This is a genomic window from Mucilaginibacter terrenus (assembly GCF_003432065.1).
GTDB classification, from domain to species: Bacteria; Bacteroidota; Bacteroidia; order Sphingobacteriales; family Sphingobacteriaceae; genus Mucilaginibacter; species Mucilaginibacter terrenus.
Map to the genome: position 1 here is coordinate 605,699 of NZ_QWDE01000001.1, position 18,903 is coordinate 624,601.

General features: G+C 43.7%; 16 protein-coding genes. 10 read left to right on the forward strand and 6 right to left on the reverse strand.

Features of this window, described 5'->3' with window-relative positions; translation table 11 throughout:
- Positions 1-187 precede the first annotated feature (187 nt).
- Complete coding sequence (locus DYU05_RS02450) at positions 188-664, reverse strand: hypothetical protein (RefSeq protein WP_117381387.1); 477 nt, start codon at positions 662-664, stop codon at positions 188-190.
- A 105-nt stretch (positions 665-769) separates the two neighbouring features.
- On the opposite strand from DYU05_RS02450, the gene DYU05_RS02455 reads away from it, so the two are divergent.
- The 3 genes from DYU05_RS02455 to DYU05_RS02465 all read left to right on the forward strand — a co-directional run bounded on the left by DYU05_RS02455 (position 770) and on the right by DYU05_RS02465 (position 4,211).
- Positions 770-1,198: an OsmC family protein gene (locus tag DYU05_RS02455; RefSeq protein WP_117381388.1), complete on the forward strand. Its 429-nt coding sequence runs from the start codon at positions 770-772 to the stop codon at positions 1,196-1,198.
- 26 nt (positions 1,199-1,224) lie between these two features.
- Positions 1,225-2,406 carry a trans-sulfuration enzyme family protein gene (locus DYU05_RS02460; protein WP_117381389.1) on the forward strand — a complete coding sequence of 394 codons (1,182 nt, stop codon included), beginning with the start codon at positions 1,225-1,227 and terminating at the stop codon, positions 2,404-2,406.
- 446 nt (positions 2,407-2,852) lie between these two features.
- The gene (locus DYU05_RS02465) at positions 2,853-4,211 is read left to right on the forward strand and encodes an OmpA family protein (protein ID WP_117381390.1); all 1,359 of its coding nucleotides are present in this window, start codon (positions 2,853-2,855) and stop codon (positions 4,209-4,211) included.
- 111 nt (positions 4,212-4,322) lie between these two features.
- Here DYU05_RS02465 and DYU05_RS02470 read toward each other — a convergent pair whose 3' ends face one another.
- Together DYU05_RS02470 and DYU05_RS02475 are read right to left on the reverse strand one after the other, a co-directional pair.
- The gene (locus tag DYU05_RS02470) at positions 4,323-4,703 is read right to left on the reverse strand and encodes an SRPBCC domain-containing protein (RefSeq protein WP_117381391.1); all 381 of its coding nucleotides are present in this window, start codon (positions 4,701-4,703) and stop codon (positions 4,323-4,325) included.
- Between the two features lie 40 nt (positions 4,704-4,743).
- A complete protein-coding gene (locus DYU05_RS02475; RefSeq protein ID WP_117381392.1) occupies positions 4,744-5,334 on the reverse strand; it encodes an acetate uptake transporter in 591 nt (196 codons plus the stop codon).
- 96 nt (positions 5,335-5,430) lie between these two features.
- Between DYU05_RS02475 and gpmA the strand changes: the two genes are divergently transcribed.
- Positions 5,431-6,120 (forward strand): 2,3-diphosphoglycerate-dependent phosphoglycerate mutase, encoded by a 690-nt coding sequence (gene gpmA / locus DYU05_RS02480; protein ID WP_117381393.1) that lies wholly within the window; start codon positions 5,431-5,433, stop codon positions 6,118-6,120.
- Here gpmA and DYU05_RS02485 read toward each other — a convergent pair whose 3' ends face one another.
- Positions 6,121-8,928 carry a S9 family peptidase gene (locus DYU05_RS02485; RefSeq protein ID WP_117382926.1) on the reverse strand — a complete coding sequence of 936 codons (2,808 nt, stop codon included), beginning with the start codon at positions 8,926-8,928 and terminating at the stop codon, positions 6,121-6,123.
- Between the two features lie 79 nt (positions 8,929-9,007).
- Positions 9,008-9,880 (reverse strand): YitT family protein, encoded by an 873-nt coding sequence (locus DYU05_RS02490; protein ID WP_117381394.1) that lies wholly within the window; start codon positions 9,878-9,880, stop codon positions 9,008-9,010.
- A gap of 239 nt (positions 9,881-10,119) precedes the next feature.
- On the opposite strand from DYU05_RS02490, the gene DYU05_RS02495 reads away from it, so the two are divergent.
- Genes DYU05_RS02495 through DYU05_RS02510 form a run of 4 tightly spaced genes read left to right on the forward strand, consistent with a single transcriptional unit; the run spans position 10,120 to position 15,067 of the window.
- Positions 10,120-11,451: a sensor histidine kinase gene (locus DYU05_RS02495; protein WP_117381395.1), complete on the forward strand. Its 1,332-nt coding sequence runs from the start codon at positions 10,120-10,122 to the stop codon at positions 11,449-11,451.
- 1 nt (position 11,452) lies between these two features.
- Complete coding sequence (locus DYU05_RS21210) at positions 11,453-13,612, forward strand: ATP-binding protein (protein WP_117381396.1); 2,160 nt, start codon at positions 11,453-11,455, stop codon at positions 13,610-13,612.
- A gap of 22 nt (positions 13,613-13,634) precedes the next feature.
- Positions 13,635-14,024, forward strand: a complete 390-nt coding sequence (locus tag DYU05_RS02505) for a response regulator (RefSeq protein WP_117381397.1) — start codon at positions 13,635-13,637, stop codon at positions 14,022-14,024.
- On the forward strand, positions 14,024-15,067 hold the full coding sequence (locus DYU05_RS02510; RefSeq protein WP_117381398.1) for an adenylate/guanylate cyclase domain-containing protein: 1,044 nt from the start codon (positions 14,024-14,026) through the stop codon (positions 15,065-15,067). Before DYU05_RS02505 ends, DYU05_RS02510 begins: the two co-directional genes overlap by 1 nt.
- 21 nt (positions 15,068-15,088) lie before the next feature.
- On the opposite strand, the gene DYU05_RS02515 is transcribed toward DYU05_RS02510, so the two are convergent.
- The gene (locus tag DYU05_RS02515; RefSeq protein ID WP_117381399.1) at positions 15,089-16,168 is read right to left on the reverse strand and encodes an AI-2E family transporter; all 1,080 of its coding nucleotides are present in this window, start codon (positions 16,166-16,168) and stop codon (positions 15,089-15,091) included.
- 228 nt (positions 16,169-16,396) lie between these two features.
- On the opposite strand from DYU05_RS02515, the gene DYU05_RS02520 reads away from it, so the two are divergent.
- Both DYU05_RS02520 and DYU05_RS02525 read left to right on the forward strand, forming a co-directional pair.
- On the forward strand, positions 16,397-17,791 hold the full coding sequence (locus DYU05_RS02520) for a serine/threonine-protein kinase (protein ID WP_117381400.1): 1,395 nt from the start codon (positions 16,397-16,399) through the stop codon (positions 17,789-17,791).
- A gap of 86 nt (positions 17,792-17,877) precedes the next feature.
- Positions 17,878-18,837, forward strand: a complete 960-nt coding sequence (locus DYU05_RS02525) for a hypothetical protein (RefSeq protein WP_117381401.1) — start codon at positions 17,878-17,880, stop codon at positions 18,835-18,837.
- The last annotated feature ends 66 nt before the right edge of the window (positions 18,838-18,903 follow it).

Consider the following 18,903-nt stretch of genomic DNA (forward strand, 5'->3'; position numbering starts at 1 on the left):
GAGCTTTTCTTCTGAAAAATGTAAATAATTTATAATAGGCTTTATTTCAATTATTTACAATTAATTACTTAAAGTATTTGTACTGTCCCGGTGTGTCCCGCTCTTATATGTTAATTAATTGTTATACAGATAATTAGTCGTTTTGGGTGTCCCGGGTGTCCCGCTTTACGAGCGGGAAACCCGGACGTTAATTATATGAAGTAATAGCTTTGTCTGATACGATCTGGATATCGTAAATACGTTTCATAGCATCATAGGGAACAGCGTCGTTCACCATAATGTAGATACTACCCAGGTCTTTAACGGTAAATGCCTGCACATCTGCTGTAGTTACGCTTTTGTTAAGGTAGTCGGCTATAGAGTTGTATATAAGATTGTATTGCTGAAGTTCGTTGGTTTCTATGTCCATAAACATGCGCTTGCCGTCGGTACGGAGGTTTACATTGTTGTAAGTGCCGCCGGGTAAAGCCAGGGTGTATTTGCGGGTGTTCTTTTTCAGGTTCTTTTCGGCCAGCATATAGCCTTTGGAAACGAAAAAGGTGTCCGCCTTAGTAATGTTGTTGCGCAGCAGGTAGCCGAGGTCGTCGTAAGATACCAGTTTGCTTTGGCCAAAAACCGCAACTGCAGTAAAGAACAAGGCAGCGGTAAGGAGTAGTTTTCTCATCAAAGTTTCATATTAAAATTTCCAGCATCAAAGTAATGGTTTTTACCTATGCATTTTAAGCTAAATTCTCCAAAAAAGCTACCTTAGCATAATTATTACATTATCATGCCTACTATAAAACTAGCCCGCGTAAGCGGAGAATACGGCTTTGAAGCCCACGACGATTATGGCCACACCGTAAGGATGGACAGCAGTGCAGAAAGCGGAGGCGCAAACTTTGGTGTACGCCCTATGCAAATGTTGCTGATGGGCCTCGGAGGCTGCTCGGCTATTGATGTTATCGCCATACTGCGCAAGCAACGCCAGGATGTAGTTGATTATGAAATGGTGATCAGCGGCGAGCGTGAGCCTAATAAAGAGCCCTCGCTATGGCAAACCATCAACCTGGAGTTCCACCTCTACGGCAAAGTAGATGAGGAAAAAGCTAAAAAGGCTGTTGAACTATCCCTTGGTAAATATTGTTCGGTAGCGGCTACTCTTTACAAAGCCGAGGCTGATATAAAATGGCAGGTGTTTATCCACCCGGCTAAATAATAAATACACTACTACAAAGATTACAAATGTCAAAGGAACTAGACCCTATAACCCAGGCTGTGCGCATCCGTGCGCCAAAAACGCTTCAAAACGAACATTCATCTCCACTATATCTTACCAGCAGCTTTACTTTTGACGAGGCTGAAACCATGCGCGCTGCATTTGCTGACGAGAACGATGAGAACATTTACAGCCGTTTCAGCAACCCTACTGTTGATGAATTTGTAGCCAAGATGTGTGCTCTGGAAGGCTGCGAGGATGGCTTTGCTACTTCTACAGGTATGAGCGCTATCTTCTCTACTTTTATGGGTCTGCTTAAAAGCGGCGATCACTTGCTGTGCTGCAGCTCGGTATTTGGCAGCACCTTTACTATTGTAAACAAATATTTGCCAAGATGGGGTATAACCTGTACGCTTATACCTGCTAACGACAAGGAAGCATGGGAAGCCGCAGTACAGCCGAACACGAAAATGCTTTACCTGGAAACCCCAACCAACCCCCAGTTGGAAGTAATAGACCTGGAATGGGCCGGACAATTCTCAAAAAAACATAATCTTATCTTCAATGTGGATAATTGCTTTGCTACACCATTACTACAAAGACCAGTAGATTTTGGCGCCGATTTAATTGTTCACTCCGCCACAAAATGGATTGATGGTCAGGGTAGGGTGTTGGGCGGTGTGATTACTGGCCGCAAGGATCTGATTCACGAGATATACCTTTTCTGTAGGAATACTGGTCCGGCAATGTCGCCGTTCAATGCCTGGGTGCTTAGCAAAAGCCTGGAGACCCTTGATGTGCGGCTGCAGCGCCATTGTGAGAACGCGCTTAAGATAGCAGAAGTGCTGCAAAGAAACCCTAACGTGGCTTGGGTGAAGTATCCTTTCCTGCCTAACCACCCGCAGTATGAGATAGCTAAAAAGCAAATGAAAGCCGGCGGTGGTGTACTTTGTTTTGAGATCAAAGGCGGGGTAGAGGCGGGACGTAAGTTTTTAGATAGTCTGGAATTGCTTTCCGTAACTGCCAACCTGGGCGACAGTCGCAGTATTGCTTCGCACCCGGCAAGTACGACACACTCCAAGCTAACCGACCAGGAACGTGCATCGGTAGGTATCACTCCGGGTTTGATACGCATTTCAGCCGGATTGGAAAAAGTTGATGACGTATTGGCTGATATCACACAGGCGCTCGAAAAAAGCGCTGTTTAACATCTATAGAAGCAAGTAATTCGAACGTCACTCTGCACTTTAAAGGTGCCGGATCAAGTGATATTGGATTACTTGCATCTTACTACCACCGGCTTGTCGTTAACATAACTGTAAATTGCGGTGCAAACAACGTTGATTTCAGGCTATACTAGGTCGGAAATCAATGTTTTAAATAGAGTAGCAGTGATGGCGTAGGCCGATATTGTACTAAATTCTATTCATAAAGTAACCAGAGCTACCTCTAAAGCAATTTGAACTCTTCACTATAGTATACGATTGCTCTCAACCTTGTAACTAGCTGATGGATACACCTCTAGCTAATACTTTTAGTATCGGTACCCTTCTGTAACATTCCTGTTGTATTTCTTTAATACCTGTTGGCATCAATGTTGCCTAACCCGTTGTAAGCCGGCAAAAATTAAGCGGCTTGTATAAAACTCATTACTATGAAACCAACTTTAAAAAAAGCTTCTGTGCTGTTTACCTCCTTGCTGGTAGGCGGTAGATTATTAGCCCAAACCCCCGATTCTATCAGCACTAAGGACTACGTAAAACCATTCTCAGGCGGCGGCGCTTTCCGCACCTGGTCTATAGGTATTAATGGAGGTGTGTTAACTCCGTTCACCATCTTCGGCACAAATGGCCGTCAGGACTTCAGAACACCACAAGCAGAAATTGGCTACGGTGCTTACATCAAAAAGCAAATATTACCATCTTTTGCTATACAGGCAGATTACCTGGGTGGTAAAGTAAAAGGTAAAGATGCACAGCCTAACGTAAATGGTTACAACAGCTTCGAAACAAAAATGCACTGGTCAGCTGCATTAAGCGGTAACCTAACACTTGCCAACATCAACTGGCGTCATCAAAAAGGTGTTATACAGCCCTATGTCACCTTTGGTGGCGGTATAATGAGCTACAAACCCGTATTAACAACAACTGCAGGAACATCTACAGAATATAAAACTAACGGCAATATCGAAGAATTCTTCATTCCGCTTGGCGCAGGCTTGAAATTCAACCTTGGTTCTGGTGTTAACCTTGATCTGGGTTACCAGGTTAACTTTGTATCGTCTGATAACTTTGATGGTTACAATTACGGTTCAGGAAATGACCGGTTTTCTTACGCTCACATCGGTTTAGAATTTGCTCTTGGTAAAAGCTCCAAACCACAGTTAGCTACACACAACCCGGTATCAAGCATGCGTACCGAGTATATGTGGGAGAATATGAACACCAAAAATCAGCTACAGGCTCAAATAGATGAGCAGAAAGCAGCTAACGCGAAACTGCAAAGCGATTTGGCTACCACTAACGCTAATCTTGCTAAGTTTGCTGCAGACAGTGATGCTGACGGTGTACCGGATTTTTACGACAAATGCCCTAATACACCAGCTGGTACAAAGGTTGATGGTTCTGGCTGTCCGTTAGAAAAACGTGTTTTGGTGGTAACTGAAGAGGACAAACGTGTTGTTCGTGATGCAATTGCAAACCTTGAATTCGATACAGGTAAAGCGACTATCCGTGCTAAATCATACTCTAGCCTTGACCGTGTTGCTAACCTTTTGGTTGAAAAGAATTTCAGCCTGAAACTTGCCGGCCATACTGATAATGTAGGTTCAGATGCGCTTAACCTGAAATTATCTAAGGATCGTGCTGAGTCTATCAAATCTTACCTGGTAAGCAAAGGTGCTAACCCATCTCGTATAGAAGCGACAGGTTACGGTGAAAGCCAGCCAATAGCTACTAACGCAACAGCTGCAGGCCGTCAGGCTAACCGTAGGGTTGAGTTCACATTATATTAATAGTATTAGGAGATAGGTTAATCTCCAACATTGAATAGAAGAGGCCCGGTACATTACCGGGCCTCTTTATTTTAAGCCTATTAATAACTAAGAAGCTGGATTATTTTAGTTTTAGAACGAAAAAAAATCAATCAAACTACCAAAGTAAGCATCATTCCAGCCTTCAGCAATGTCGTTATAATCCGCATCCGGGATATTGGTGTGGCGTAATTCTACTGAAGATCCGTGCTTATCTGCATGGATTTTAATGGTAACTATGGATTCGTCCGACTGCCCATCGAAATACCATTGCTGCACAAGTTTTTTATTTTCCTCAAACTCCAGGTTTTTCCCAACTATACTGCCTTCCCACATAGAGAACTCTGAACCAGGGATTGTAGACATTTCCGCTTCTTCTCCTGTCCACAACTGGATGGTTATAGGATTAGTAAGTGCAAGGTAAAGCTCCTCAGGAGATGCCGGAATAACGTAATACTTTTTGAAATCTTTCACGAGGTGAAGTTAGTAATTCCCAATCGTTTCTCTTATCGTTTTACTTGTTAACGGTACCAATAGGCAACACTTCGCGTCCATATACTTCATTTAGCACGTTGGCTATGCCAGTGTATATGGCAGATGCTCCGCATAATATGCCTTCATAACCTGCAAAGTGTTTAACGTTCTCGCTACCTGTTGCGTCTCCTGCTACCAGTAAAAAGAAGAGAATTGTTAGTGATGCAAAAACAAATTGTAGCGCACGGTTCAATTTTAAGGTGCCAAAGAATAAGCAGAAAGTAAATACTCCCCAAATGCCCAGGTAGGCGCACATGGCACCTTCACTCGGTTTAGTTCCCCATCCAAGTTTGGGCATTACAATTAATCCTACAAGCGACAACCAAAAGAAACCGTAAGAAGTGAATGCCGTTAGCCCGAATGTGTTATTCTTTTTCGCCTCAATAACACCGGCAATAACCTGTGCCAATCCGCCATAAAAGATGCCCATTGCCAGTATCATCGTATTCATTTCGATGAAACCGGCATTATGTATGTTAAGCAGTACGGTGGTAAGCCCGAAAGCGCAAAGGCCCAGTGGCGCAGGATTGGCAATGCCATCCGTCACCACAACAGGAGTGGTTGATATCATGTGTTGAAGGGTTAATTGGTTTATGCAAGCTAATTATTTACAATTAAATAGCAACTAAATATAAACCGAAAATGACAAAGCACGTTAATACGTCATATGCAAAAGCTGGTACTAATTCGCCACGGCGAAAGTGTTTGGAATAAAGAGAACCGATTTACCGGCTGGGCCGACGTAGATCTGTCTGACGAAGGGTTGGAACAAGCAAGAAGGGCAGGACGGTTGCTTGCTAAGCACGGCTACACCTTTGATGAAGGCTTTACTTCGGTGTTAAAGCGTTCAATCAAAACCATGCACTTTGTGCTGGAAGAATTAGAACACTTGTGGATACCCGTACATAAATCCTGGCGCCTGAATGAACGTTTTTACGGCGCGCTGCAGGGATTAAACAAAGCTGAAACAGTTGCGCAATATGGCGAGGAGCAAGTGCACAAGTGGCGGCGCGATCCGCATGAGCATCCCCCTGCTATAACTGAACAGGACGATCGTTTCCCGGGACATTACCTTCGTTACAGCGACCTCACTTACCGTGAACTGCCGCTTACTGAAAATCTAAGTGAGACCATGACACGCGCCTTACCATTTTGGCACGAGCACATTGTGCCGGCTATAAGGGAGAATAAGAAAGTGATTATTTGTGCGCATGGCAACAGCCTGAGGGCATTAGTCCAGTACATAGAGAACCTGAGCGATGAGGAGGTGACTAAACTGGACATACCCACAGCAACGCCGTGGGTGTACGAGCTTGACGATCGCCTCAACAGCATCAGGCACTACTACCTGGAGTAACTACTCTCTGTTTAGCGCAAACCCCCAGTCTTTGCCTTTATTTACAGCGGGTACGCCCTTGTCCATCCAAACTGGCATTGGTGCGCCTTTTAGAAAGTGATCAAAGAATTGTGCTTCGCGAATGGTTATATCCATCCGATTCTGGCGCTTAACAAGGTTGTGTGCTTCGTCGTTATACTGGAGCAGCCAAACTGGTTTGCCCAGCCTTCTTAGAGCGGTAAACATTTCTATGCCCTGATACCAGGGTACAGCGCCGTCTGCATCGTTACTCATGACAACTACAGGTGTTTGTACTTTAGGGAACTGGAAAAGGGGAGAGTTCTCGATGTACAACTCCGGTTTTTCCCACAACGTTGCACCTATACGGCTTTGTGTTTTTTCGTACTGAAACTGTCTGTTAAGGCCGCTCTCCCAGCGAATGCCGCCGTAAGCAGATGTCATGTTGGCCACCGGAGCGCCGGCCCATGCGGCTGCGTACATGTTTGTTTGCGTTATCAGATAAGCAACCTGGTAACCACCCCAGCTTTGGCCTTGTATGCCTATATGCGCTCCGTCAACCCAGGGATTTTTCTTCAACACCTCGACTCCTGAGTTTACAAATTCTACTGCTGAAGCTCCGGGATGGCCATTTATATAGCTGATGTCTGGTGCAAATACTAAATAACCATTACTCACAAAGTAGGTGATGGGCAACCTTGACGGGGTTGGTGCCGGAGCCATGTAATTGTATAATCCCTCGCTTAGCTTTTCATAAAAGTAGGCGATCATCGGGTACTTTTTGTTAGGATCAAAGTTTTCAGGTTTATACAAAATGCCTTGAGATTTATAACCCTTTGGTGTTGTCCACTCCACCAATTCGGCTGTTCCCCAGATGTATTGCGCCTGTTGCGGATTTGTAGCACTGAGCTTTGTTTCTTTCTTAAGATCACCAGATACATACAAGTCAGGAGAGGTAGTGTAGCTGTATTTGGTGTAAATGTAAACATCGCTGTTCTTAGCTTTTTGCAAGCTGCTGTACCCCATTGGCGCCATCAGTACTTTTTGCGGATCACCAGGTTCATCTATTTGCTTATTGTAATAACCCCATTGCTTGTTCTTTTCGTTTTGTGCTATAAGCCACATCTTCTTTTTAGACGGAATAAACTTTTCGTCGTTGTCTCCGGCCACGTATCTTAATTCTAACTTGTTTCTGCGTCCAAGACCGTTGGTCAGGTTGATGGCTTTTCTGGTTGCCGGGTCAATGCTCCATATATCGTATCGGTCGTATATAAGCACCCGCTTGTCGTCCTGTTCCCATCCAGCTATGCCGTAAGGTGAAGGATCATCCGGTACGTCGTTATCCTCATTTCCCATTTTAGCACCTAAGCCAAGGGTTAGATTTGTTTTTTTGCCCGTAGCTATGCTGTAGCTGTGCCATTGCTGCTCTTTTGAGTCAAACCAAATGATGTAATTTCCCCTCGGCGATATACGGTAGTCAGCTTTAAGCCTGGTGTTGATGCGTGTGCGATGTCCTGTGCGTGTATTTATAAGATAAGCTTCCTGCACTCCGCCGCCTGCCCACTGTGTTTGTACGCGTGCACCGGTATCACTTAATCCTAAAACGTAATCAGCATCGCTGTTGTCAGATACCATAATATCGCGGATGTTCTCGTCGCCCAGTTGCACCAGCCTGTGTTGTTCTGTAGGGCGGATAACGGCAAGGTAGCTGCGTTTCAAATCTCGCTGAAGGTTCTTTAATTGCTGAGGCTGCAGGTAGTCGTCCTTATAGTTCCAGATGTCTAAACGCGCAACTTCGAAATCGACTATGGTAGTGTCTGCCGGTTTTGGTATGGGGGCAGTACCAAAGAACAGATTTTCTCCTGTTTTACTAAAATAAACCCTCCCGTCGCCACTTACCGCCCATTTAGGCGTCATGCCGTTGGATTTTTCTGCGGCTATTACATTAGCACTATCTTTTCCTAAAGTGTAATAGTATAGTTTAAATGGTTTTACTAAGGCTTTCTCCGGATTTTTTTCAGCGGTAAACGCCAGTTGTTTCCCGGCATCATCAAAAGTTATGTTGCGGTAATTACCACGGCCGGTACTTACCAGCCGTAAAGTGTCCCTTTCTATATCGTACAGGAAAAGCCCGGACGTGACATTTTTGGATTTTTTTGGAGCTGTTACTGAATAAGCCAGCAGTTTGCCATTTTTGCTCAATACATAATCGGTTACGTATTTAAAAGTCCTCGACTTGCCGTTGTGCAGTTGCCTTACAGTAAGTTCGGCACCATCGCGGGTGGGCGGGGCTATAGTTGTTGCTACTGACTTTTTAGATGTGTCGCTTACTTCGGGTTTCTTCATGGTATCAGCAGGAGCGAGGTAGGCCACCACTGATGCTCTATCTGCTATCTTAAATGATCGTATTGCAGGGATCTTTTCTACAGTGTTTTTGCCTAATAAAATTAACGCAAGTGTATCTTTGGGGAACTCTGCCGGCTTTTTCTTCTTGATCCTAGCCTGCCTAACATCCTTGTAAAATGGGCGGATCATGGCCAAGGCATACCTGGAGTCGGATGTAAAACGTGCGGTATCTGCCCGGGGTATGTGAAAGGGTTTACTATTCTTTATGTCAGTTAAAACTAGGTCCGCATCGCCCTGTTGCGGTTTTACCACGTACATAACCTTTTTTCCATCATTGCTGATGCGTTCGTTCGCTATGCTCTGCCAGCTATCGTAAACGGAGTGGTCGAGCGGCTTTTTAGCTATTTTTTGTGCAGAAGCATTCAGGGAAAACAGTGCTATTACGGGAAGTAGAAATTTTTTCATAAACAGGCGGTAATCCCTAAATATGCTAAATTTCGCATCACCAATAAACATTGCGATGAAAAAGTTACACCAACAGTACTTAGTGCCGGGCTCTTTTCTTTAGTACACCACCAGCGGCTTCTTTTATAGTGCTGGTAAACACAAATGCTTTGGGGTCTATATCATGTACCAGGTTACGCAGCCTGCGTACTTCTAAACGGGTAATTACAGTAAATACGATATCTACCGGTTGGCTTACATCAAAACTTTCTTTAAGGAAACCACGCTCTCCTTTGTAAACAGTTATGCCACGGCCAAGTTCTTTTACTAAACGTTCTTTAATCAACTGATTTTCGCCGGAAATAATGGTAACGCCGGTATATTCCTCTAGGCCTTCAATAACAAAGCTTATAGTTTTTGAGGCCGCATAATAGGTGATGATAGAATACAGCGCTGTAGGCAATCCCAGATCAAATGCAGCAATGAGAAATATAATGATGTTTATTCCCAAAATGATCTCACTAATAGTAAAGCTGATGCGTTTTCCAGTGTAAAGCGCCAGCACCTCTATACCGTCCAAAGCGCAGCCACCTCGTATAGCAAGCCCAACACCTATGCCCATAAACACACCGCCGAAAATAGAGACGAGTAATTTGTCGGTAGTAATACGATCGGGATACGGCAGAAATTGCAGGCACAACCCTAGCAATATCACTGCAGCAAGGGTCTTGTAAGCAAAGCGGCGGTTCACCTGAAAAGCCCCCATGATTATGAACGGGATATTTGCGAGTACGATGATCCACCCAATGTTAAAATGGTATAGTTCGTGAATAAGGAGCGAAATACCGGTTACTCCACCATCAAAAAAGGAATTAGGTATCAGAAAGCTTTTTAGCGCGAAACCGCAAAAAAGTATTCCCATTAATGTGTATCCCCAATCTCTTACCCAGTGTGGTATAGCTAAGTCTTTCATTTAATAACCTGATTGTCAATGTTGACGGTGTAGATACCAGTAACAACTTATTGTCGGCTAAATATATTAAATGTTTACTGCTTTGCAGGGCTAAGTTGCCAGATAAAGTCCTTAACAAGTTTGACGCCGCTAAGCTTGAATATGCTATTTGATTATTCACACTAATTTAGTTACTTAACCAATTAATTGACCGATCGTTGCTATTCTGATTGGCATCAATTTACCCTGATACCCTACACATGGAAATATTTTTATACATCGCTTCTTTTTTACTGATAAGGCGACTGCTCAGTTCAACCAAGTTCACACCGCTTGGCCCCAAATGGAAGCTGGTACTTAATACTGCCAGCGTTGGTGTTTGGGTAGTGTATGTTGTTGCATCGGATCAGTTTGAAGATACCTACGATCTGTTCTTAGGCGCGTTTGTGCTGCTGGGGATTGTCTATTATTTTCTAAATCAGGAAGATTTTAAACCGATGCATTCCTTTATCAAGGTGCATTATCCTTTAGCAGCTATTACGATTGTAGTAGCACTTATAGACCTTATAGCCCCAAAGTTTGGTGGACGCTACAACAACTGGACTGGTACGGCTATACTGCTGGGTTTTGCCTGGATATTTGCCCGTTGGGCCAATTCCAGAAAGCAGGAGCAGGAAATGCGCATGGTAAGCATGCAAAACCTGGAACTGGACAGGCTTGTAGCCGAGCGTACAGCCGAGCTAACGAACCAGCGTAATGAGTTGCAGGATGCGCTTCAACAGCTTAAAACCACTCAACAGCAGCTTATCCAAAGCGAAAAGCTCGCTTCATTAGGCGAACTTACTGCTGGTATAGCGCATGAGATACAAAATCCTCTCAACTTTGTAAACAACTTTTCGGACGTAAGTATGGAACTTATAGACGAGATGGCCGAAGAACTTACTAAGGGCGACACTGAAGAGGCTATTGCGATAGCGACTGATATCAAGCAAAATCTGGAGAAAATACGCCATCATGGCAAACGCGCTGATGGTATTGTAAAAGGTATGCTACAGCACAGTCGTGCAAGCAGCAACACAAAAGAAGCTACTAATGTAAATACCCTTGCCGACGAATACCTGCGCCTGGCATATCATGGGCTGCGTGCAAAGGATAAAAGCTTTAACTCCGAGCTAGTCACCAACTTTGCCCCAACGCTGCCACTTGTAAACATAGTTCCGCAGGATGTAGGCAGGGTTTTGTTAAACCTTTTTAACAACGCATTTTACGCCGTTCAGCAAAAACAAAAGCTCGGCTTGGAAGGATTTAAACCAATAGTAGAGTTGACGACAGGTGTATCGCATTCAGGTGGCCATTCCTCCATAATTATTACGGTTAAGGATAATGGTACAGGCATTCCCGAGGATATCAAGGACAAGATTTTACAGCCTTTTTTCACCACAAAACCTACCGGTGAAGGCACAGGGCTTGGTTTATCGCTTAGTTATGATATAATAGTGAAGGCACATGGTGGTACAATAGATATCGACAGTAAAGAAGGCAAGTGGACAAAGTTCACCATCACACTGCCAATAGAAACCAAACAACAATAGAATGAAAAGATTTGGTTACCTGTTGATGTCTATGTTCTTATTGTGTCGCGTCGCAGCAGGGCAAGATGCCGGCTTTCCATCAGCTTTTCATATCAAGGCAGATACGGGCACTTACGTGAAAGTACCGGCAAGCAGCTGGCAGTATTTAACGGAACGTGAAGGTGAGGTGCTTCAATTCCCAGCCGTAAAAGGATTAGAAAGCCGTTTCAAGTATGTAAAAGAAGGTAAACGGCAGAACATAAAAGGTAATCTGGTCTATTGGTTAAGATTCGGCATAGTTAACGATCTGAGGTATCCTATTAAAATAACCCTTAAAGGACAGGCGAAAACATCAGAGATATTCGCAAAGTTGCCCGATGGCAAATGGCATCGCTATATAACGGGTATTAGTGTGCCCTGGAGTCTAAAAAGCGGTCTTAAACGAATTAACAACACTATTTACGTGATACCGCCTGGTGATAGTGTTACCTTTTACCGCCGGGATGAGCCACGTTCTAATGGCACGCCCAGTGCACTGTTCATTGGCTTTGCAGACAGGGTAGTTGCTGCTGAATACATCAATAATGATAAATTTCTATCCGATATCATAATCAATTCGTCAGTCTGCGGATTTTTACTGTTTGCCGCAATATTTAATTTCTTTTTCTACTATACCGTTCGTGAAAAAGTTTACCTCTACTATGCAGTCTTGCTAGTACTTGTAGCAATCTCAAGCATTTCCCGACCTTTGGAGCACCTGGCACTTCGCGAGTACCCTACCCTGAGCGACCGGGTCTCAGGTATTATTTTGGTGTTTGTTTTCTATCTCGGTTTTATTTTGAGTGGGATGTTCCTGCGCACGTCGGAAAATTATCCGAAGTGGAACAAAGTATTTATGCCGCTCTGCCATTGCTTTGCAGCAGTTGCTACCCTGAACTATTTACTGCTTAATGCATCTAATCTTGTTCGTGGTGTTCTGACTGTAACGCTGGCGTTGATCACTGCGGTTATAGCCGTGGGCATTGTAGTTACTATTGTTACCGACATTATCAAGCGCCGTGCTGCCACCAGGCTTTTTGTGCTTGCAGTATCACCATTCATCTTTTGTTTTATAATGGTAGTAGTGGTTGGCATTGTGCTTAACCAAAATACATCCGTTATGGAGTATTTCACCAACTTTTCTCTTTTATGGGCAGTAATTGCCTTGTCATGGTCGTTATTCGGTCGTTTTAAGGACATTGAACAACAGAATACCTTACAAATTCTGGAAAACGAACGAATTGCGAGGGAAGCAGAACAGCAGAAGGCAAAGCTGATTGCAGAACAAAATGAATGGTTGGAGAAAGAAGTTACCGAGCGTACCGCGGAACTAAACCAATCGCTTACCGAACTTAAGCAGACGCAATCGCAGTTGATACAATCCGAAAAAATGGCATCGCTGGGGGAACTTACCGCTGGCATAGCACATGAGATACAAAATCCGCTGAATTTTGTAAACAACTTCTCCGAAGTAAGTATTGAACTAATTGACGAAATGGAGATAGAACTTGCCAACGGAGACAAGGAAGAGGCAATTGCTATCGCCGGCGATGTGAAGCAAAATTTGGAGAAAATAAGACACCACGGCCAACGCGCCGATAGCATTGTTAAAGGCATGCTTCAGCACAGCCGGGCTACGTCTGGACAGAAGGAGCCAACTGATCTTAATAAGCTGGCTGACGAATACCTGCGGCTTGCCTATCATGGTTTACGGGCGAAGGATAAATCATTTAATGCTGAACTTGTAATGGACTATGAAGAAAGTTTGCCAGCAGTAAATATTGTTCCGCAGGATGTAGGACGTGTACTATTAAATCTGTTTACCAATGCCTTTTATGCTACACAGCAAAAAGCAAAAGTTTCGGACAGCGGTTACAAGCCACAGGTTGAAGTTAGAACATACAGTACACCTTCCGGGGGCTGCGTAGTTTCGGTTGCAGATAACGGCACAGGCATACCGGCAGAAATACGAGACAAGATCATGCAGCCCTTTTTTACCACAAAGCCGACCGGTGAAGGTACAGGGCTTGGCTTATCACTTAGCTACGATATTGTAGTAAAGGGTCATAACGGCAAGATTGATGTAGAGACAGTACAAGGGCAGTATACCAAGTTTATAATTTGGCTCCCTGCCAAAACTTAAAAGGGCTATATTTACACAGCATATGAAAATACTGGTAGTTGACGATGAAGCAGATGTACAGCCACTGTTCCTGCAACGTTTTCGCAAAGAGATAAAGAATAATGAAATCGAGTTTAGCTTTGCCCAGTCGGGGGAGGAAGCGCTTCATTACCTCGAAGAAAAGCACTCTGAGGTTGTACTGATACTTAGCGATATCAACATGCCTGGCATGAGCGGCATTGAGCTGTTAACACACATCCGCGAAGATTACACGGCACCACCACCACCTGTGGTGATGATGATAACCGCTTACGGAGATGAAGAGAACCACCGCCAGGCAATGGAGAAGGGCGCGAACGACTTTCTAACAAAGCCGCTTGACTTTGGCGTGCTAAAAGAAAAACTAAAAACCTACACCGGGGAACAATTGTAATGGCCAAGATTTTAGTTGTAGATGATGAGGCGGACCTGGAATTGCTTGTGAAGCAAAAGTTCCGGAAGAAGATAAGGGAAAATATCTACGAGTTTGTTTTTGCACAAAACGGCGAAGAAGCTTTAGAAAAAGTTAAAGAACATCCCGATCTCGATATAATCCTGAGCGATATAAACATGCCGGTAATGGACGGGCTTACCCTGTTAAGCCGATTGCCGGAAGCTAATCCTATGGTAAAAGCGGTAGTGGTTAGCGCTTATGGGGACATGCAGAACATCCGTACCGCTATGAACCGTGGCGCCTTTGATTTTGTATGTAAGCCGGTAGATTTTGATGATCTTGATCTTACAATGCAAAAGACTATCGAGCACGTAAAGCAGCTTCAGGAAACCATAAAGGCCATCAAAGAGAATAACATTCTCAAGATGTACGTGGATGAGAACGTGCTCAACTTTATGACTCATAAAGAGTTTGAAAACAGTTTATTAAAGAACGAAGTAATAGACGCTACGGTTATGTTTGTAGATGTTTGCGGCTTTACATCTATTACGGAGAATGTACCTGCCAACACGGTAGTTGAGCTCATAAACGGCTTGTTTGACAAAATTGTAAAAGAGGTAGTTGCCCAAGGCGGCCATGTAGATAAATTTATGGGCGATGCAGTGATGGCTGTTTTTCGTGGAGAATACCACCTTGACAGAGCGATAGATGCAGCCCTGGCGGCAAGACATCAACTTGCCGGCGTACAAGAGATAACTGCAGGCGAAAAAACCTTCAAACCCGAAATATCAGTTGGCATTAACTCCGGCGAGATGGTATCAGGAAACATTGGGTCAGCGTCTTTAAAGCGATTGGATTACACCGTCATTGGCGATTCTGTTAACTTGGCGCAACGTTTACAATCTTCAGCAAAGGCAGGACAAATAATTATTTCTGAAGAAACTTATCATAAAGCAAAAGAGTCGTTCCATTGTGAAAAGATAGGAGAGGTAATTCTTAAAAATAAGGCTAAACCTGTTACTATTTATGAAGTGATGGAATAACGTAATAAAAGGAGTTATAATTTAATCCGTCAACGGAACATTTTCCGCATTCACATCGCGCTTTACTACATTTATCTTTTTTACGTACAGTTCATCCGCCAGTATAACCGTTATAGCAAGCAACGGCACCGCCAGGATTATGCCTAACGCGCCAGACAAGGTTCCCATGATAACCTGGCTGATAATGGTTAAAGCAGGCGGTAAATTAATAATCTTGTTCTGAATAATGGGGGTTACAATATTGCTGACGATAGTTTGCGAGACAATATAAATAAGCGCTACAATAACGGCTGTATTTGTACTTACTGTCAGTGCAAGCAGCACACCGGGTATCATGGCTACAAGCGACCCAAAGTTAGGTATGATCTTGAGCATACCCGCAAAAAGCGCTAAAACAAGCACAGCGGGAATCCCCATGATTGTAAGGCCTATTGTGAGCATCACAAATATCAGCACCATAGATAGCAACATGCCCTTAAGCCATCCCTTTAAGGATACGTTTACCCTGTTCATAATACATTGCCACAGTTCTTTTTTCTTTTCGGGGATTAATATCATAAATCCATTCTTGTACACAGACGGGCTTGCAGTGAAGAATAACGCGAGAAAAACAATGATGTAAATATTTCCCAGCACGCCAAAACTGGTACTGAAAAAATGTTGGGCAGTAATAAATATCTTGCCGGAGTTATCATCAAAATAAGTAAGTACCTGTTGGCCAATTGGTGTTTCCGACAACTTTTCGCGGGCGGCACTAATAGTACTAGGCAAGGTATGGCTCAACTGAGCTACCTGCATTTGCAGGCGTGCACCAATAAACCACAGCAATACCCCAACAATGGCAAAAGAACCGCCGACAGATATAGACATGGCTACTTTACGGCTCCAGCCTGTTTTGCGTTGGATAATGTTGCCCAACCCATGGAAGTAAGTAGAAATAAGTGTGGCGGCAAGCACCATCAGCAATACATTGAACGCTACTCTCGCTATAAGTATCACTACTACTAGCAATGCTACAATTGCTACAGTGTGCCATACCTTTTCTATATATGTTAGTTCTTTGCGTGGCCTTGGGGCGGGTTTTTGATCAGCTATATCCATAAATTACATAAAGGACAACCTTTAAAGCCAAATGTTTTACAACCTTATAGAATGTGTTGTTAAGGTATACTAATAAGCGTTCCTTTAAGTTTTTGGTGAGATCCGGTTAGCTGCCGGGCGACTGCCTTCCATACAAATTTTCATTTCCGTACAACAAACGGCTTTGTTTATTGTAATTTCAGGGGCGCGTTCCCGTTTACCGTAAAACCTCAACTTTTAGAAAGATACATGAGTAAAGTATTTACCATTGCAGAAGGATTAGAAAATTTAGGCGCTTTGCGTACCGGCGGGCAAGGCTCGGTATATAAAGGAAAGCGGACAGGTACCATCTATTCCGCCGTAAAACTCATACCGACACCAATCCTTAACGAAAGCGGCGATGATAAAAATTACCGAAACTTCTTAAATGAAGTAGCTAAACTGCAAAAGGTAAACGAAATACCTAATCCGAACATTGTAAAAATACTCAGCTCAGGTGTAACAGATACCGGCTCGTTTCCTTTCATAGAGATGGAATACATTGAGGGGCCTGATCTAAGTGAATTGCTGCAGCCGCCGCATGATAAGATATTTACGCTGAAAGAGCTAATTAAAGTTGCTGATCAGCTAGCTTGCGCACTTGCGCACTGCCATAAGGTTGGGGTAAAGCACGGCGATATCAAGAGCAATAATGTAAAATACAACATCCATACAGGCAATTACGTGTTGCTCGACTTTGGCTTGGCTATCATGAGCGAAGAACAACGCCGCAGCAGCATACGTCATGCCGGCGCGGTTGAATTTATGGCGCCGGAGCAGCATGAAGGAAAAATGCTGCTGCAGACAGATGTTTACAGTTACGGTGTTATCCTTTACGAATTGCTTGCGGGTCAGGTACCTTTCCCACTGTCTGGGAACGGCGATACCGGGCGGAACTCTGTTATGGTGAACCATATGGAAACCGATATACCGGATCCGATACGCTCCCGTAAGTTAAATATGCCTGAGGAGTGGGACGAAAAGAAGATCCGACAGGAAATGCAGGTTCCTGCGTGGTTGCTTAACCTCATCAATAAATGCCTTCAAAAGAATCCCGATGACCGTTTTAAAGATGGTTCTGAACTGCATGATGCAATAGTTGCAGGTAGCTTATCATCTACAAACGGGAATGTTGCGGTCGGAGCTGCTACTGCTACAGAGAGCGTTGCAGCGCTCAAAGCAGATAATCAAAAGCTACAGCAACAATTGCTTGAACTTCAAAACGCGCAACCCGTAATAGATCAGGAACTGGCAGAGCCCTTGGACAACTCTAAGATGGTTGTTTCTAAACTCGGCTTCAACGCACTGGTGGCATTGCTGGTGCTGTTTGTACTCTTCTCTGTGTATTCGGTATTCATTAAAAAGGATGCACGACTTCCTAACAACACCACTACTCAAGACTCTGTTCAAACTAATTCTGATACCACGTTGATGAATAATCCGCAATACGAAGACTCTGCACGATTGGAGACAGAACGGAAGCGTATTTTAAAATTGCGTCGTGATTCCATCAAGCATAGAAGAGATAGTATTATTAAGGCTTCTATAGACAGCGTTGCTGTGGACAGCAGCAGGGCAGATACATCTAACGATTCGCCGTTTTAAAAGTTCATATACCAACCTGGCACGTGCTAAAAACATCTGCCTTTGTTTAGTGTTCATTATCATATTTTGAAGTTTACGATTTAAACATGGAAACCAAACCTAGTTTTTGGCAGCGCATTGGTATACAAGATTGGTTCTTGACCACAGAAAGTACCGGTGTTAACGGTAAAATACCGCCACTCACGCCTGAAAGCGTTTATAGTTATATTGTAGACCAGTTTCGTGAATCTATTAAGGACCTCTCGTTTGCAGGCCGGGTAGTTTTTTATCACGAATTCATCATCAGTTTTAATGCTGATGATTACCGTGAGTTTATCGAGAACAAGCAGGGTTTGTTTGGCTTAATAGTACAGGAGACTGTTAAAAAGTTTTATGAAATACTTAAGGAATATCGGCAGGAGGGTAAACGCGTAGAACCATCCGGATCCAAATGGGTGTTCAGGCTGGTATCGCATCCGGATTATCAACGCGGTGATAAAGGCTTTATCGGGAAGTTACTTCCGGATAACAGTCAACCCACCAAAAAGGAAGAGAACTTAAGGGTAACCTTTATTCCGCGTCAGACAGGTATTGCGCAGACATTCGATGTGAATCAGGATATTCTTAAAGGCTTTATCTATTACAGCGAAGGTTACTTTGAAATACCTTACCAGGAAGATCTGGAGTACAGCGAAAAGGAGGCGATTCAAAAGGAAAGCAAGAGCGTTGCCCGTTTCGAAACCATTATTCCCGATAAGCAGTTTGCCGGTAAAAAGGTAGAGTTTCTAATGAAGGATGACGATGTAATTGTCTCCGGGAACGACGAAGAACGCGATGAGCCAAATATATTCAAGATACCTTCGGAGTGGGTTAACACGCCGCATTTGCAGGTGCGCTTTAATAAGGCGGATGGTAAATTCTACCTGGCATCATATGGCGAAATGACAACGCTCAACGAAATGGCGGTACCTACCAGCGATATTAATGCACCCAAGTGGGTAGAGCTGCCCGTAAATTCGCGTATGTTGTTAAACGGTATAGTGGGCCTTAATCTGTTTAAGTCTTAAGCGTATGTCGCAAATATTATCAATAAGCTTGTTAGTAATGGTGGTTTGCCTGTTGGCAACGCACTT

What these genes read in the sequence shown, in the direction of transcription:
- DYU05_RS02525 (WP_117381401.1), top strand. Translation starts at nt 17,878, where the DNA reads ATGGAAACCAAACCTAGTTTTTGGCAGCGCATTGGTATACAAGATTGG.
- DYU05_RS02515 (WP_117381399.1), bottom strand. Translation starts at nt 16,168, where the DNA reads ATGGATATAGCTGATCAAAAACCCGCCCCAAGGCCACGCAAAGAACTA.
- DYU05_RS02485 (WP_117382926.1), bottom strand. Translation starts at nt 8,928, where the DNA reads ATGAAAAAATTTCTACTTCCCGTAATAGCACTGTTTTCCCTGAATGCT.
- DYU05_RS02520 (WP_117381400.1), top strand. Translation starts at nt 16,397, where the DNA reads ATGAGTAAAGTATTTACCATTGCAGAAGGATTAGAAAATTTAGGCGCT.
- DYU05_RS02450 (WP_117381387.1), bottom strand. Translation starts at nt 664, where the DNA reads ATGAGAAAACTACTCCTTACCGCTGCCTTGTTCTTTACTGCAGTTGCG.
- DYU05_RS02505 (WP_117381397.1), top strand. Translation starts at nt 13,635, where the DNA reads ATGAAAATACTGGTAGTTGACGATGAAGCAGATGTACAGCCACTGTTC.
- DYU05_RS02455 (WP_117381388.1), top strand. Translation starts at nt 770, where the DNA reads ATGCCTACTATAAAACTAGCCCGCGTAAGCGGAGAATACGGCTTTGAA.
- DYU05_RS02495 (WP_117381395.1), top strand. Translation starts at nt 10,120, where the DNA reads ATGGAAATATTTTTATACATCGCTTCTTTTTTACTGATAAGGCGACTG.
- DYU05_RS02475 (WP_117381392.1), bottom strand. Translation starts at nt 5,334, where the DNA reads ATGATATCAACCACTCCTGTTGTGGTGACGGATGGCATTGCCAATCCT.
- DYU05_RS02465 (WP_117381390.1), top strand. Translation starts at nt 2,853, where the DNA reads ATGAAACCAACTTTAAAAAAAGCTTCTGTGCTGTTTACCTCCTTGCTG.
- DYU05_RS02510 (WP_117381398.1), top strand. Translation starts at nt 14,024, where the DNA reads ATGGCCAAGATTTTAGTTGTAGATGATGAGGCGGACCTGGAATTGCTT.
- DYU05_RS02460 (WP_117381389.1), top strand. Translation starts at nt 1,225, where the DNA reads ATGTCAAAGGAACTAGACCCTATAACCCAGGCTGTGCGCATCCGTGCG.
- DYU05_RS02490 (WP_117381394.1), bottom strand. Translation starts at nt 9,880, where the DNA reads ATGAAAGACTTAGCTATACCACACTGGGTAAGAGATTGGGGATACACA.
- DYU05_RS21210 (WP_117381396.1), top strand. Translation starts at nt 11,453, where the DNA reads ATGAAAAGATTTGGTTACCTGTTGATGTCTATGTTCTTATTGTGTCGC.
- gpmA (WP_117381393.1), top strand. Translation starts at nt 5,431, where the DNA reads ATGCAAAAGCTGGTACTAATTCGCCACGGCGAAAGTGTTTGGAATAAA.